Below are 14806 nucleotides of genomic sequence, written 5' to 3'. Positions count from 1 at the left end.
AGGAGGATTTTATGGAAGAAAAATATAACCCCATGAAAAGCGCGGAGATTGCCACCGAGCACAACTACAATATGCTGGATGGCGTACTCAACAACCAGGCCCCGCCCCCGGAGCAGGAAAAGCCGCTGGACAAGGTAAAGGAACCGCCCCACCGCCGCCGGAGCCTGGATCGGGAGGATCGGTGAGCCAGAAGAAACGCCGCCGCCCCATCCACCTGCACGTCATGGTATCCGAGGAGGAACTGGCGCTGATCCGGGAACGCATGGACGAGGCGGGCGTCCGCAACCTGGGGGCCTATGTGCGGAAAATGGCCCTCAATGGCTATGTGCTCCATGTTGACCTTTCCGACGTGCGGGAGCTGGTGTCCCTCCAGCGGCGGTGCTCCAACAATCTAAACCAGGTGGCGATCCAGGCCAACACCTACGGCGGCATTTACCCGGAGGAGATCAAGGCGTTGCAGCGGGACTATGAAACCCTGTGGGGGCCGCTGTCCGATCTGCTCAAAAAGCTGTCGGCGGTGGTGGAGCTTTAACCCTTGCCGGGGAGCGTGACGCTCCCCGGCTGCCCCGGCTTCTGGACACTTTGTCCAGAGGTGGGGGCAGCCGGAGTCATCCTTGTTGTCCCCCTCCTACGGAGTTATAATATACATATAGAGGCAAAGATCAAATTTTTGTAGGAGGTATGAACCATGCGGACAATCTTAAAAATTATCGCGGCTCCCTTTGTCCTGGCGCTGATGCTCATTGTGGCGGTGCTCTCGTTCCTTGCCTGCATCGCGGGCGCGTGCTGCGGCCTTGCGTGTACGGTATTTGTCCTGCTGGCGGCCTGCGCCTTTTTCGCGGGGCTGCATACGGGCTGTATTGCTGCTCTGGTGCTGGCGTTCCTTGTTTCCCCCTTTGGGCTCCCGGCCATTGGAGAGTGGCTGCTGGATCGTCTGTATGGGGTGAAATATGCCTTGCAGTATTTTATGACAAGCTGATGACCTCTGGACACTTTGTCCAGAAGCGGCAGGCGGCGGATTATCCCGCCGCCTGTTTTCATCTGTGGGAAGGAGGTGAGCATACGGCCACAACGCGCTTGATTACCCATCATATCAGTAAGGGGGAAACTGTTGCCCAATCGCTGAAAGACCGTTTTGACTACGGCCAGAACCCGGAGAAAACCCAGGGCGGCGAGCTCATTTCCGCCTATGAGTGCGACCACCGCACCGCCGACGCGGAGTTTCTTCTGGCAAAGGCAAAGTACAAGGCTGTCACGGGCCGGGAACAAAAACGGGATGCGGATGTGCTCTGCTATCAGATCCGGCAGTCCTTTCGCCCTGGGGAGATCACCCCGGAGGAGGCAAACCGGGTGGGCTATGAAACGGCCATGCGCTGGACAAAGGGCAAGCACGCCTTTTTCGTTGCCACCCATACAGACCGCCAGCACATTCACAATCACATTTATTACAATTCCACCACCCTGGACTATACCGGGAAATTCCGGGACTTTTTCAGATCGGCGGCGGCCCTGCGGAAACTCTCTGACCGGGTGTGCCTGGAGCATGACCTGTCCGTGATCCAAAACCCGAAGCTCCACAGCAAGGGGCGCTTTCTCCACTATGGACAATGGATCGGGGAGCGCCCGCCCTCGGCCAAACAGCGGGTGCGGCTGGCCGTCGTGGGGGCCCTGGGCAGGATAAGCCCACCCGCCTGCGCTCGTCCACCCTGGGCCCCGGCTTTGACCCGGAGGACATCCGGGCGGTGATCGCCGGGGAGCGCCCGATCCCGGAGCTGCCGAAAGAGGGCCTACCCTCGCCCCGGCGTGTCGATCTTATCATCGACATTCAAAACCGTTTGGCCCAAGGCAAAGGCCCGGCCTATGAGCGGTGGGCCAAAGTCTATAACATAAAGCAGATGGCCGCCGCGCTCCTGTATCTCCGGGAGCATGGGCTTGCCGATTACGAGGCGCTTGCAGCCAGCACCGAGGCGGCGGTGGATCGCTTTCACACGCTGGCCGGGGAGCTACGGGACACCGAAGCGACCCTTTCCCACACGTCCCAGCTCATGGGCGCGGTGGTGCAGTACGCAAAGACGCGGCCCGTGTTCGACGGCTACAAGGCGGCCCGGTATTCTAAAAAATATCTGGCCCAGCACGAGACGGAGCTTTCTGACTACCGGGCGGCAAAGGCCGCTATGAATGAGCTGTTAGACGGGGCGAAGCTCCCCAAAATGGACGCGCTGAAAAAGAAGCGGCGGGAACTGGCGGAAAAGAAAAAAGCCCTTTACGCGGAATACCGCAAGGCCCAGGCGGATATGCGGGAGGCCGTGGCCGTCAAGGGGAACATCGACCATCTGCTCGGACATACGGACGAGCGGGATAAGGCCCAGGAGCGATAGCGCCGGGCCGCAGACAACAAGGACTTCTGGACAAAGTGTCCAGAAGTCCGGCGGGTTTGGGGAGCTCCCCAACAAGCATTTTTGCGGGGCTCCCGGCCACGCAAAAATAGCAGGTGTGGGCACACCTGCCCTGCTTGCCGTTTCGTGCAGGCCCGGAAATGGGTGCAAAAAACGGAGGCGCGTGCTCTTTACGCATCCTCCGTCTCCTTAGCCGCTTTCATCGCTTGGATGGTGGCTTCTACAATTTTTAATTCTTTTTCGTCCAGGGAACCCAGCATGGCGTCAATCCGCTTTCTGCACTCGCTCCCTTTATTTTTGGACGGATAGAAGTATTGATCTACCGATATATCAAACATTGTTACCATCTGATAAAAGGTGTTGAGGCTGGGGTGTTGGCCGTCATTCTCATTATACATGATAGTGCGTGGAGCCCGGTCAACAATATAAGCCAGTTGCTCCTGCGTCATCCCGGCGGCTTCCCGTGCCCGCTTGATGGCGAGCCCTATATCGCGAAAATCAAATCGTCGTTCATCTCTCTCAATCTTCATAATATCACCTAATGTAATTTTACATTTCAGGTATCGTTATTTGAACGAGTGTATATTTCATAATACCGACTATTTAATTTCACTTTCCGATATTGAGCTTTGGACCGATGTAAAGTAGAATATATATTAAAGTTCCGATTTCTTTCCGCAAGTAAAATTGATAAATAATTGAAAGTTGAGTGCTACACTCAATTATTAGGAGGTGCGTAAAGTGGAATCAAAAATACTGATTGCTGATGATGAAAGCGACATTGTTTCTATGCTCGGCAGCTTTTTTGAAAGCAAGGGCTTTCGTGTCCTGCCCGCTTTCAATGGTGCAGAAGCACTAAAGCAAGTGGAAAAACAACCGGATATTATTTTGCTTGACATCAATATGCCCGGAACAGACGGGTTAGAAGTTTGCAAGCGTATCCGCGATCACATATCCTGCCCAATCCTTTTTTTGACTGCTCGAATCGAAGATACAGATAAGGTAAAAGGCTTTACTGTTGGTGGCGATGATTACATTGTGAAGCCCTTTTCACTTGTGGAACTTGAAGCGCGGGTGCGTGCTCATCTGCGCCGGGAGGCACGACACAATTTTGAAGCACAAGTCAAGTTTTCCGGTGATTTGACGATTGACTATTCAGAACGTTGCTTGTTCTTTGGTGATAAGCGTATCGGTCTTGCAAAAAAGGAATTTGATATTGTGGAACTGCTTTCTCAAAGTCCAGGGCAGGTCTTTGATAAAGAACGGATTTATGAGCGTATTTGGGGTTATGACAGCGAGGGCGACAGCAGCGTTGTGGCAGAGCATATCCGCAGGATACGGACTAAAATTGCTGCATATACCGACCATATGTATGTTGAAACGGTTTGGGGGTGTGGATACAAATGGGTCAAGTAAATTGCCGCAAGCACTATTTATCTCTCCGAAAAAGCCTTGTTCTCTATGTAATTGCCTTTGTTGTACTCGCAGTCTTTCTATCCGTAACGACTTTTTCGATCTGTGGTAGTGCTGCCGAAGGTATCAGAGCATCTTATCCCCCGTCCGGCGAAAAATATTATTTGACGAATGAGCAGGGGGAACAGTTGGGTGACGGCGCTTACATCGGAATAGTGCCCGTCCCGATGTCTAAAGAGGACGAGCGTACCATTGCGCTACTGGAGAAACTTCCCATTGTTGCAACTCCTATCTATTCTGCATTCTGTATTATCGCTGCTGCGCTGCTGTTTTACAGAAACAGGCTGAAAAAGCCGCTTGCGGAACTGCGGACTGCTTCTGAAAAAATAGCGAACAATGACTTGGACTTTTCAATCGACTATGATAACAACGATGAATTGGGACAGCTTTGCGCGTCCTTTGAAATCATGCGGACAACCCTTGCGGACAATTTCTCTAAAATGTGGCGGCAAGTTGAAGAACGAAAAGCACTCAACGCCGCTTTTGCTCACGATTTGCGTACCCCTCTAACAGTACTAAAAGGCTATAACGAAATGCTGCAAACCAGCGACAATTCCCAAACGATGGAAACCGCCGCCACAATGGGAAAGCATATTTCCCGTATGGAAAACTATGTAAGCAGTATGAGCAACATTAGGCGTATGGAAGATACGCAGCCAGAGTACAAGTTGATTGACTTACAACCGTTGGTATCTTCTTTGTATGACAGTGCAAAAATCATTTGTACGAAAAACGGAAAAGAGTTGATTTTACAAAATGACATATCTGTTTTGCAACTTTCTCTTGACAGTGCATTTATCTCACAGGTATGCAACAACTTGATTTCTAACGCTGTGCGGTATGCCCGGACTTTAGTAACAATATCTTTCACCTTGCATGACAACGGTTTGCTGCTTTCCGTATCGGACGATGGGAATGGTTTTGATAAAGACAGCCTACAAAAAGCTGCAAATCCGTACTTCACAGGGGAAAGCAACCATTCTGAGCATTTCGGACTTGGGTTATATATTTGCAAGCTGCTTTGTGAACACCATAACGGCTATTTGCAAATTCGGAATACCGTCAACGGAGCGAATGTATCTGCCTATTTCAAATCTCCCACTTTGTAGATAAAAAGTAGATATTTCCCCTTTATACTCTCCATGAAAACACATGGAGAGTATTTTTATTGCTCCCTATGGAGAAAGGAGCGTTTTTTATGGAATTAAAGACAATCGGTCTGACAAAAAAGTTCGGCTCTAAAACGGCTGTGAACGCCTTGAACATCACCTTGACAAATGGCGTTTACGGTTTGCTGGGCGCAAATGGCGCAGGAAAAACAACGCTTATGCGGCTACTCTGCAATATTCAAACGCCTACTTCCGGCAAAATCCTGCTGAATGGCAGGAACATTGTTGAACTGGGTGAGAAATATCGAAACCTCTTAGGCTACTTGCCGCAGCACTTCGGGTATTACCCCGACTTTTCGGCGTATGACTTTTTGATCTACGTTTCGGCTCTGAAAGGATTGGACGAAAAGGCGGCGCGTAAGAAGTCAAAAGAGTTGCTGGAAGCAGTAGACTTATCGAGGGAAAGTAAGCACAAAATCAAAACTTTTTCGGGAGGCATGAAACAGCGTTTAGGAATTGCACAAGCCATGCTCAATGACCCCCGCATTTTGATTTTAGACGAGCCAACGGCAGGGCTTGACCCGAAAGAGCGCGTCCGTTTCCGCAATTTGATCAGCGCCTTTTCCAAAGACCGCATTGTAATTCTGTCTACGCATATTGTTTCCGATGTGGAGTTTATTGCAGAGGAAATCATTATGATGAAATCCGGTCAGATCATTCATTTTGGAAATCCGCAGGAGATTACTTCTGAAATCGACGGTCAAGTATGGGAATGTACGGTTCCGACTGCCTATGCGGAAAAATACGCGGCTGCCTACAATACAAGCAATCTGCGTAACATCAGCGGAAATCAGACAATCTTACGGATTATTGGAGATCGTCCGCCTATGGAAAATGTGGTAAGGGTGCAGCCTACTTTGGAAGATTTGTACCTGTTCTATTTCAAAGGGGGTTGTGAAGAATGAAAAAACTAATTCTTTTTGAACTGCGAAAAGTATTTTCAAAGCGTTTATCTTTGATTGTTCTGGTTGGAATACTTCTGTTTTCTGTCTTGATTTCCTTTTCTACCTATCAAAACAAATATGCTTTTGACGGTGTAAGTGCGGAAGGTTCAGGTAAAACGGCAGTAGAAATCGACAAGGAAATTGCCGCGAAATACGAGGGAATATTGACCGACGAAAAAGTACAGCAAATGATGAATGACTTTGCGCCGACCCATGATCTGCATGGTCTCAATGCGATGTACCTGTATCAAAACGCTACACAATCCGCCGCCTTTTCCCGATTTTCTGATAAAGAGGGAAATTGGAACGGATTAAGTGTTTCGGATGTGTTCGGTAATGAAGAAATCAAAATTGGCTATGTAGATGGTTGGCTTTCAACAAGTAAAAACATGGTGCGGGTTTTTATCGTGCTTGCTCTTGCGGTTATCATCATGCTTGCTCCGATTTTCTCCGGAGAGTATGAAGGCGTTGACAATATCATATTGACAAGCAAATACGGCAAAACCAAATGCGCTACTGCAAAGGTAGCAGCAGGTATTCTTACCGCCATTCTCACTACCGCGCTGGTTGCGGCTTTTAACTTGCTTCTTGCTCTTATCTTTTACGGAACGGAAGGGCTGGATTGTAGTATTCTATTCGCTCCCAGCGACTATGCAGAGGGGTTCATTCCTTTCAATATCACTTGTGGAACGTTGCTAAAATATCAAATCCTTTTGGCGTTTACCTGTACTCTCAGCGTAACGGGAATTACGCTGCTTATATCTGCAATCAGTAAAAATCAGATTGTAGCTTTCGTTGCGTCTATGGCAATTTTTCTTTTTCCGGTTTTGCTGCCAATCACAGAAGCAAATCCGTTGTTCCGCTTGATTGGGCTTTTACCTTTGTATCATGTGCAAGCCGTTTCGCTCTTATCAGTGGAACAAATGAGTAACGGTATGTTGTATGCGGTGTGGGCAATCCCAACAGCACTGCTCTTTTTAGGAATTGGCGCAGTTATATCTCGCCGCGTATTTGCAAAACACCAAGTTTCATAAATCATTCGCACAGAGCCGCTAATAGCAGATTTGCGCGAAGTTAGAGAACAGCGGCCTTGAAATATCAAAATCAAAGCCGCCGTTTTCTTTTTTGAAATATTAAGAATACGGGGGGTGTGTTAAAGTCGCCCTTTTTTAAGGATACGGCGGTGTCCAGGAGGTATCGTCGTGGCCTTTTTCCATCCCCCTAACCTGTCAAAAAAAGCTCATCCACCGAACAGGAGCAGTTCGGCGGTGGATGCGAAATTTGGCAGTATATAAGTGAATTTGTCGTTTCACGCGCTTGCGTGGCCTTGTGCTACGCAGGCGCATTTTGTTTGTCCGGCTTCTGGACACTTTGTCCAGAGGTGCGGGGCGGCTCCCCTGGGTGCCGCTCTCCGCCAGCTTCCCATTTTGTTTCCGCTCAACCCATCAACCGAAACAAAATGGAGGACAAGCTATGACAACGATCAATCTGAAAGATTTTTATTATTGGTACTTAACGGACGAGCTGGTGGAGGTGCCTGACGAGGTAGCGGAGGAACTCATGGCCAGCAAGCGGCGCGAGGCCGCCCATGCGGAACGGGTACGCTACAACAAGGCTTATTATTCCCTGGATTGTGACGACGGGATCGAATACTCCGCCTGCCTGCACGAGCCCAGCCCCCAGGAGCTCATGGATCGCAAGGAGCTGTTTTTCCGGCTGTGGAACGCCCTTAACTCTCTGCCGGAGATCCAGGGCCGCCGGGTGGACGCTCATTTGATCCTTGGAAAGAGCTACCGTCAGATCGCCCGCGAGGAGGGCGTGGACAAGAGTGCCGTCCGCTGCTCCGTGAAATGCGGGATTGAGGGCATGAAAAAATATTTGCAGGAAAATTTCTAAGTTACCATCTCCATTCACCCCTCTTTTTCTGGTGGTATGTGAGAGGAGGTTTTCTCTCCGCAAAGGAGGCGCGGGGGCCGCAGGCCACCGCCCCCCCTTTGTGGGGGAGCGCCGTTGCCGAGTATGGCTGTCTTATGACGGGGCAAGAAAATGAGCGCGGCGCTCCCCGCCATTTATGAAAGTGAGGGAGAACAGAATGGACTATGATCCTATGTTGGTTGCTATGCTGTCCCAGCCGTGGAGCAACAATGCCTGCCGTGGCTACGTCATCTACGCGATGGAGAACTGCGGGTTTTCTCCCAACGACATCCGGCGCGTGGTGGCGGAGCTCTATGAGGTTTTCGATATCCGCAGTCTGGAAGAGGCCCAGCAGCACTTTGAGGAAAGCCCTTACTGACTTCTGGACAAAGTGTCCAGAGGTACATATCCGGCCAAAGGCCAGCACTTCGCGGTGCTGGCCTTTGCTATGTTTCAACACATTTTATCATTGTATGGGAGGGATTTTATGCAGGCGCAGGTCAAATATGAAAGTGAAATCAAAACGGCTGTTCTCGGAGATCGGACGATCACCGTTAAGAATGTTACCCCCATTTACCCGCCGCAGGAACGGGACAAGCGAAACCGCGAAATTGAGCGGCGGCTGTTCGATGTGTTCGTAAAGTACGCCGGACAGCGGAGGTAATTCAGAGTCATCCTTGTTGTAAGGGGGCACCAGAGGTATAATATAATTGTAGGTTGGCTCCCGTTTAACCGAAGGGAGCTAATTATGGATAATAGAATAGATGCGATTTATGGGCGGCAGTCGATTGACAAAAAGGACAGTATCAGCATTGAAAGTCAGTTTGAATTTTGCCGTTACGAATTGAAAGGCGGTGAGGGCCGGGAGTACAAAGATAAAGGTTACTCCGGCAAGAACATTGAACGCCCGGACTTCCAGCGGCTTTTGCAGGACATCAAGCTGGGACTTATCAAGCGGGTGATTGTTTACAAGCTGGATCGGATCAGCCGTTCCATTGTGGACTTCGCAAAGCTCATGGAATTGTTCAAGCAGTACGATGTGGAGTTTGTGTCCTGTACGGAAAAATTTGATACCTCTACCCCAATGGGCCGGGCGATGCTCAATATCTGTATTGTGTTCGCCCAGCTTGAACGGGAAAGCATCCAGATGCGTGTGCAGGACGCTTTTTATTCCCGGTGTACCAAAGGCTACTATATGCGGGGCCGGACGCCATACGGTTTTGACACGGAGCCCATCGTCATGGACGGGATCAAGACAAAAAAGCTGGTGGAAACCCCGGAAATGGATTTTGCCGAGCTGATGTTCCAAATGTACGCGGAGCCGGGCAATTCCTACGGCGACATAACCCGGTACTTTGTCAAGAACTCTATCAAGGTCTATGACAAAGCGTTGCAACGGGCCTTTATTTCAAAATTGCTGAGAAATCCCGTCTATGTCCAGGCAGATATGGACATCTACGAATATTTCAAGGCCCAGGGCGTAAAAATCGAAAGCCCCCCGGAAATGTTCACGGGGGACAATAGCTGCTATCTTTACCAGGGCCGGGAGGGTGAAGAACAGATCCTTGTGATTGCGCCCCACCAGGGGCGCATCCCATCCCAGCTCTGGCTGGCTGTTCAGCGTAAGCTCTCGCAAAACACGACATTCCAGAATGGTCGCAAATGCCATCATACCTGGCTGGCCGGGAAAATCAAGTGCGGACGCTGTGGCTATGCGCTGACTGCCTTAAAAGCTCAAAACGGCGTTGTTTACCTGCGGTGCAAACAGCGGGCGGATAACGGGAGCTGTGAGGGGGCCGGTACGCTGACGGCGCAAAGTATGGAGTCCTTTGTGTACGGCGAGATGGTGGCGAAAATGCGGAAGTATCACACGCTGAAAGGCGGTAAGGAACAAAGCTATAACCCCAAACTGACCGCCGCCCGCGTTGCCCTTGCAAAGACGGAAAGTGAGATTGAGAAACTTCTGGACACTTTGTCCGGCGCAAACCCGCTGCTCCTGCAATACGCAAACAATAAGATCGAGGAGCTGGACGCGGAACGGCAAAAGCAGTTAAAGCTGGTGGCCGATCTCACCGCTAATTCCGTTTCAGACACGCAAATTGACAGTATCACGAATTACCTCAACGATTGGGAGTCCGTGAGTTTTGACGATAAGCGCAAGGTGGTTGATATTCTCATATCCCACATTGACGCAACCAGTGAGAGCGTTGCTATCCACTGGAAAATCTAAAATCTACTTCACTTGGCATTATGCCTTTGTAAAAAATAGTTTGATAAAAGTATATAGATTAAATATAATTAATAATAAATGTATTATAAAGAAAGTAGGAGAAAAAGTATGAATTTTACTAAGATGCATGGAATAGGTAATGATTTCATTATTATAGATGACATAGATAATAAATATTTAGGAAATGAAGGAGATATGGCTAAAAAATTGTGTCATAGACATTTCTCAATAGGGGCTGATGGTGTTATTTTCGTTAGAAAGAGCGAGATTGCTGACATAAAAATGCTGATAATAAATTCGGATGGATCTTATGCAGCTATGTGTGGAAATGGTTTAAGATGTTTTGCTAAATATGTTTATGATAGATCTATAGTAAAAAAACAATTTATAAATGTAGAAACTGGAGATGGCATTAAAAAGGTAAAGATAAATGATTACCATGGCAAAGCAGATACTATAGAAGTTAATATGGGGCGTGGGTCATTTATGCCTTATGACATACCAGCTAAAAGTGATGAACCTATAATAAATAAAACTATATCAGAAAATAATAAGATATACTCTATAATATCTCTACGCATGGGAGTGCCACATACGGTTATACTAGGAAACCTTGAGAATTTTGACATACATGAAGGAATGAAAATTGAAAACAATGAGTTGTTTTTGGAAGGAACTAATGTTGATTTTTGTGAGATTGAAAGCAAAACATCAATAAAGGTGAAGACATGGGAACGTGGAGCTGGACCAACATTAGCCTGTGGAACAGGATGCTGTGCCTCTTTTTTAGCAGCACATAAAGTAGGATTAATAGATAATGAAGTAATCGTTCATGTAGACGGAGGGAAATTAAATATTAAGCTTATAGATGATGATGTATACATGATAGGTGAATCTGTTGAAGCTTTTACAGGAAGTATTTGTATAAATGAAAAATAGAATAATTATGTTAATGATAATAATTTTCCCTATAATTATATTTAATGGATGCAGCAATAAAGAAAATAAACAGCCAGAAGATAATTCAAATAAAAATTCGATTAAAATAGATGATGCAATTCTCGCAGAAGAAAAAGAGAAGAGTTTTTATGAGTTATTTTCTCTTTCAAAAGGTAAGAAGCATTCTTTGGAGAAAATTGAGGGTTTAATAGATTTTAAATATGATATTTTTTCGCAAGTTAAGCTTCAATTGATTTTTGTAGATAAGGGTAATAACCTAATAAAAAATAAACTTGTAGTAGACACGCTAAAGGGAAAAAACTCAATAGAAGACTTATACTCAATTATAGATTTTAAGTTATCACCACATGGAAAATATATAGCTTATAGAGGTTATAAGAAGGATAATATGGAGTCCATAGACGACTTAAAGTTCTATAACGTAGAAAAAGGAGACAGTATTTCAATAAATTCAAATGTTGTAATATCAGGTGATATGTATGAGTTTAAGGATGAGAGTACTTTGATTTATTATGGAGTAAATCCAAAGGATCGTATTCAAGGAATATATGAATATGATATTGAGGATAAAAGTGAACGTGTAGTGTATGAGGTGAAAAATGAATATTTAACCCATCTCTCCTATATTAAAAAGGATTTGTATTTAGTACTTCAAGATGATTTGAAGGAATTAAAACTGAGTTTAATTGATTTAAATACCAAAACTAACACTATTATAAGTTCAGAAGTAGAAAAAATATTTGATTCTCATGTCATAGAAGATACATTATATTTTATAGGTAAATTTAAAAGTGAAGAATTAGCAGTATACAAATATAAAGATGGAGTGCTAAAAAGACTTACTTATGGTTTTCCTAATGTAGTGTATGAAAAATCATATCTTTCATCAGATAAGGATGGAAATTTATATTTTATAGGATATGAAGATCATGAAGATGTAAGAGATGTGTATTCCATAAAAAAAGATGATTCTGTAAATTTGATTTCTAATAGGTCGGCTAAATACTTAATATATAAAAATACCAGTTATTTAGAATAACTGGTATTTTTTATGTTTAAAAAAATATATATTGTCCACAATTAAAATAGGAGGTAGTTAATATGAAAGAATTAAAAGTTGATCCAAAGATAGTAAGAATAATGAAAAAGGACTATGCATACAAGCATAATATTCTGCCCTTATATTATGATGAAGATTATGTTCATATAGCTGCTTCAGAAGAAAAATCAAATGATGTTTATGGATTTTGCAGACTTATATTTAAAAAGGATGTGAAATTTCATAAAGAAAGTGAAAAAGATTTATATGAATTATTACGATTATATTATGGCGATGAGAATTTAAAGGCAACGAATAAAGAGAACTTAGAGGAAGATATATCAAGTAATATTATTGTAGAAAATGGACCTAATATAGAGTTAGCAGAGTATATATTAAATGCTGCTATAAGAGCGTATGTTAGTGACATTCATGTTGAGCCGAGAAAAAAAGATGTATATATAAGATTTAGAAAAGATGGTATCTTAGAAAGATTTATGAATATACCCTTTGAATCATACCGAGGTTTGCTTGGAAGGATTAAAGTAATGTCAAATTTAGAGCTTACTGAAAAAAGATCCTTTCAAGATGGAAAACTTTTTTATGAGTTGGATAACAGGGAATATGATATACGATTATCTTTAGCTCCCACAATATATGGTGAAAAACTTGTGATGAGAATCTTATATAAAGATGAATCCATTAGAACTCTTGAAAAAATTAATTACAATGAAAGAAATTTAAAAACATTTAAAAAGCTTTTAGACATGAATAGCGGAATGATTTTAGTAACTGGTCCCACAGGCAGTGGTAAAAGTACTACGCTTTATGCGGCACTGAACTATTTAAATAAAAATGGAGTTAATATAATTACTTTGGAAGATCCTGTGGAATATGTTATAGAAGGCATAAATCAAATTGATATAAATGAATGCAATAGTAGCGTAGATTTTATCAGCGGTCTTCGAAATCTTTTGAGACAAGACCCAGATATAATGATGATTGGTGAAATAAGAGATGAAGAAACAGCAAAAATAGCTGTAAGATCAGCAATTACAGGTCATAAAGTCTTATCAACTATACATACTAACAATGCATTAGGTGTTATAAACAGACTTGTTGATATGGGAATAGAAGAATATCTTCTTAAAGATGCTTTAAAAGGAATTATAGGTCAAAGATTAGTTAGAAAGTTGTGTAATCACTGTAAATGCAAGCATATAACAGATGAAGAAGAAATGCACTTTTTAGGTATTAAAGAAAGAAAGTATATTTATAGAAGCAATCCGCTAGGTTGTGAAAAGTGTAGAAATACGGGATATAATGGAAGAATCTGCATAAATGAAATTGTAGAAACGGATAAATTTTTTTTTGATAATGAAAGGAAAAATTATATGAAATTGAACTATAAAACTATGAAAGATGACTTGATTAATAAAATTCTATGTGGATTTACTAGTATAGAGGAGGGTAGGCGAAATTTAGATTAGTGATAAAAGAAGAATTGAAATATAAAATGATTACTAAAGAAGGCAAAATAATAAAAGGTGTGTTTAAAGGTAATTCTGATGAATTAAAGAAATCTATAGCTCAAACAGAAGGATATTTAATCTTTCTAAAAGAGGAATCAATTAAGAAAGAAAGTTTGAATTTTAAAGACTATTCAATAAACTCCAAACAAATGAAAAACATATGTAGTATTTTATATTTATATATAAATGCAGGAATTTCAATAAATGAAGCTATAAAAAGCATCTACATAAAAATAAAAAATAAGAAGCTTAGACAAATATTCCAAGAAATATATAGAGATATAGTAATGGGGAATGGCGTATACAATAGCTTTTTAAAATTTAAAAATAACTTTCCAAGTATTTTCTTGATCCTATTAAAAGCTGGAGAAAAAAGTGGGGATTTTGAAAAGATATTTAAAGAACTAGAAATGTATTTCTATAATAAATGCATTTTTATAAGGAAGCTTCAATCTAATCTCTCATATCCAATAATGCTTATAATCTGTATGAAAATAGTATTTTTATTTATCTTAGGTAAAGTTCTACCTCAATTCAATAGGCTAATCAATACTTCGGAAATGAACTTTACGTGGAATATAGCTTTCATTCAAAAAATAAGTATGTTTGTAGGTAAAAATTTTATTTTTATCATTATGATTGATTTTGTGATTCATATGATATTAATTTTATATTTAAAAAGGACAAAGGTATATGTGAATTTTCCAATCATAAAAGAATACTACAAAAATATGGAATTAATATACTTTTTTAAAAGTTTCAATATTTTATATAAAAGTGGAATAACAGTAGAAGAAACTTTAAGTATATTGGTTAAAACAATTTTAAATAATGAGCTTAGAAAAAAGGTATATGAAGTAAAAAGATATATATGCAAAGGATATGGTATTTATGAAAGCTTTAAGCTGGTAGATATGATAGATGATTTCTCGGAAGATATGATTTATTTTGGGGAAAAGACTGGAGATCTGGAAAAAAGTTTGACTCTGATAGAAGAGAATATGAGAAATTCTATGGAGAAGAGTTTAGCAAGAATGCTGAGATTTGCTGAACCTATCATAATTTCTGTAATGGGGATTTTTATAATAGCCTTTATTATTTTTTTTATGATGCCAACTTTAAGTGGATTATATTATATGGAGTAAAATT

The 14806-nt window shown here is 43.0% G+C and carries 16 protein-coding genes and 1 pseudogene; 16 read left to right on the top strand and 1 reads right to left on the bottom strand.

Annotated features, from left to right (window positions below; translation table 11 throughout):
• The first annotated feature begins 11 nt into the window (after positions 1-11).
• From KQH81_RS08665 to KQH81_RS08650, 4 genes and pseudogenes are all read left to right on the top strand, one after another.
• Entirely contained in the window at positions 12-185 is a 174-nt protein-coding gene (locus tag KQH81_RS08665; protein WP_230028068.1) for a DUF4316 domain-containing protein, read from the top strand.
• Positions 182-532, top strand: coding sequence for a plasmid mobilization protein (locus KQH81_RS08660; protein WP_407647271.1), 351 nt, complete (start codon positions 182-184; stop codon positions 530-532). The genes KQH81_RS08665 and KQH81_RS08660 overlap by 4 nt, the downstream gene beginning before the upstream one ends.
• A gap of 156 nt (positions 533-688) precedes the next feature.
• Positions 689-979: a CD1845 family protein gene (locus KQH81_RS08655; RefSeq protein ID WP_230028064.1), complete on the top strand. Its 291-nt coding sequence runs from the start codon at positions 689-691 to the stop codon at positions 977-979.
• A gap of 143 nt (positions 980-1122) precedes the next feature.
• Positions 1123-2378: pseudogene (locus KQH81_RS08650) on the top strand (relaxase/mobilization nuclease domain-containing protein).
• A 188-nt stretch (positions 2379-2566) separates the two neighbouring features.
• On the opposite strand, the gene KQH81_RS08645 reads toward KQH81_RS08650, so the two are convergent.
• Complete coding sequence (locus KQH81_RS08645; RefSeq protein WP_022474436.1) at positions 2567-2926, bottom strand: helix-turn-helix transcriptional regulator; 360 nt, start codon at positions 2924-2926, stop codon at positions 2567-2569.
• 211 nt (positions 2927-3137) lie between these two features.
• On the opposite strand from KQH81_RS08645, the gene KQH81_RS08640 reads away from it, so the two are divergent.
• From KQH81_RS08640 to KQH81_RS08585, 12 genes are all read left to right on the top strand, one after another.
• Complete coding sequence (locus tag KQH81_RS08640) at positions 3138-3812, top strand: response regulator transcription factor (RefSeq protein WP_195250326.1); 675 nt, start codon at positions 3138-3140, stop codon at positions 3810-3812.
• Positions 3800-4978, top strand: coding sequence for a HAMP domain-containing sensor histidine kinase (locus tag KQH81_RS08635; RefSeq protein ID WP_230028061.1), 1179 nt, complete (start codon positions 3800-3802; stop codon positions 4976-4978). Before KQH81_RS08640 ends, KQH81_RS08635 begins: the two co-directional genes overlap by 13 nt.
• 89 nt (positions 4979-5067) lie before the next feature.
• Positions 5068-5943, top strand: coding sequence for an ABC transporter ATP-binding protein (locus tag KQH81_RS08630; protein WP_195998850.1), 876 nt, complete (start codon positions 5068-5070; stop codon positions 5941-5943).
• On the top strand, positions 5940-7016 hold the full coding sequence (locus KQH81_RS08625; RefSeq protein WP_195250329.1) for an ABC transporter permease: 1077 nt from the start codon (positions 5940-5942) through the stop codon (positions 7014-7016). Before KQH81_RS08630 ends, KQH81_RS08625 begins: the two co-directional genes overlap by 4 nt.
• Positions 7017-7455: 439 nt before the next feature.
• Positions 7456-7878, top strand: coding sequence for an RNA polymerase sigma factor (locus tag KQH81_RS08620; RefSeq protein ID WP_227594378.1), 423 nt, complete (start codon positions 7456-7458; stop codon positions 7876-7878).
• Between the two features lie 175 nt (positions 7879-8053).
• Entirely contained in the window at positions 8054-8275 is a 222-nt protein-coding gene (locus KQH81_RS08615) for a hypothetical protein (protein WP_456151763.1), read from the top strand.
• 108 nt (positions 8276-8383) lie between these two features.
• Positions 8384-8560: a hypothetical protein gene (locus tag KQH81_RS08610; RefSeq protein ID WP_227594376.1), complete on the top strand. Its 177-nt coding sequence runs from the start codon at positions 8384-8386 to the stop codon at positions 8558-8560.
• A gap of 84 nt (positions 8561-8644) precedes the next feature.
• Positions 8645-10126, top strand: a complete 1482-nt coding sequence (locus KQH81_RS08605) for a recombinase family protein (RefSeq protein WP_227594375.1) — start codon at positions 8645-8647, stop codon at positions 10124-10126.
• Between the two features lie 108 nt (positions 10127-10234).
• The gene (gene dapF, locus KQH81_RS08600; RefSeq protein WP_027638346.1) at positions 10235-11065 is read left to right on the top strand and encodes a diaminopimelate epimerase; all 831 of its coding nucleotides are present in this window, start codon (positions 10235-10237) and stop codon (positions 11063-11065) included.
• Positions 11055-12125 (top strand): hypothetical protein, encoded by a 1071-nt coding sequence (locus tag KQH81_RS08595; protein ID WP_027638347.1) that lies wholly within the window; start codon positions 11055-11057, stop codon positions 12123-12125. Before dapF ends, KQH81_RS08595 begins: the two co-directional genes overlap by 11 nt.
• 62 nt (positions 12126-12187) lie before the next feature.
• Complete coding sequence (locus KQH81_RS08590; protein WP_051196208.1) at positions 12188-13615, top strand: GspE/PulE family protein; 1428 nt, start codon at positions 12188-12190, stop codon at positions 13613-13615.
• Between the two features lie 26 nt (positions 13616-13641).
• The gene (locus KQH81_RS08585; protein ID WP_206152950.1) at positions 13642-14802 is read left to right on the top strand and encodes a type II secretion system F family protein; all 1161 of its coding nucleotides are present in this window, start codon (positions 13642-13644) and stop codon (positions 14800-14802) included.
• Positions 14803-14806: the final 4 nt, after the last annotated feature.

This window comes from Clostridium cadaveris (assembly GCF_020911725.1).
GTDB lineage: Bacteria > Bacillota > Clostridia > Clostridiales > Clostridiaceae > Clostridium_X > Clostridium_X cadaveris.
The sequence above is the reverse complement of the archived record's forward strand: the minus strand, read 5'-3'. Positions and strand labels throughout refer to the sequence as shown.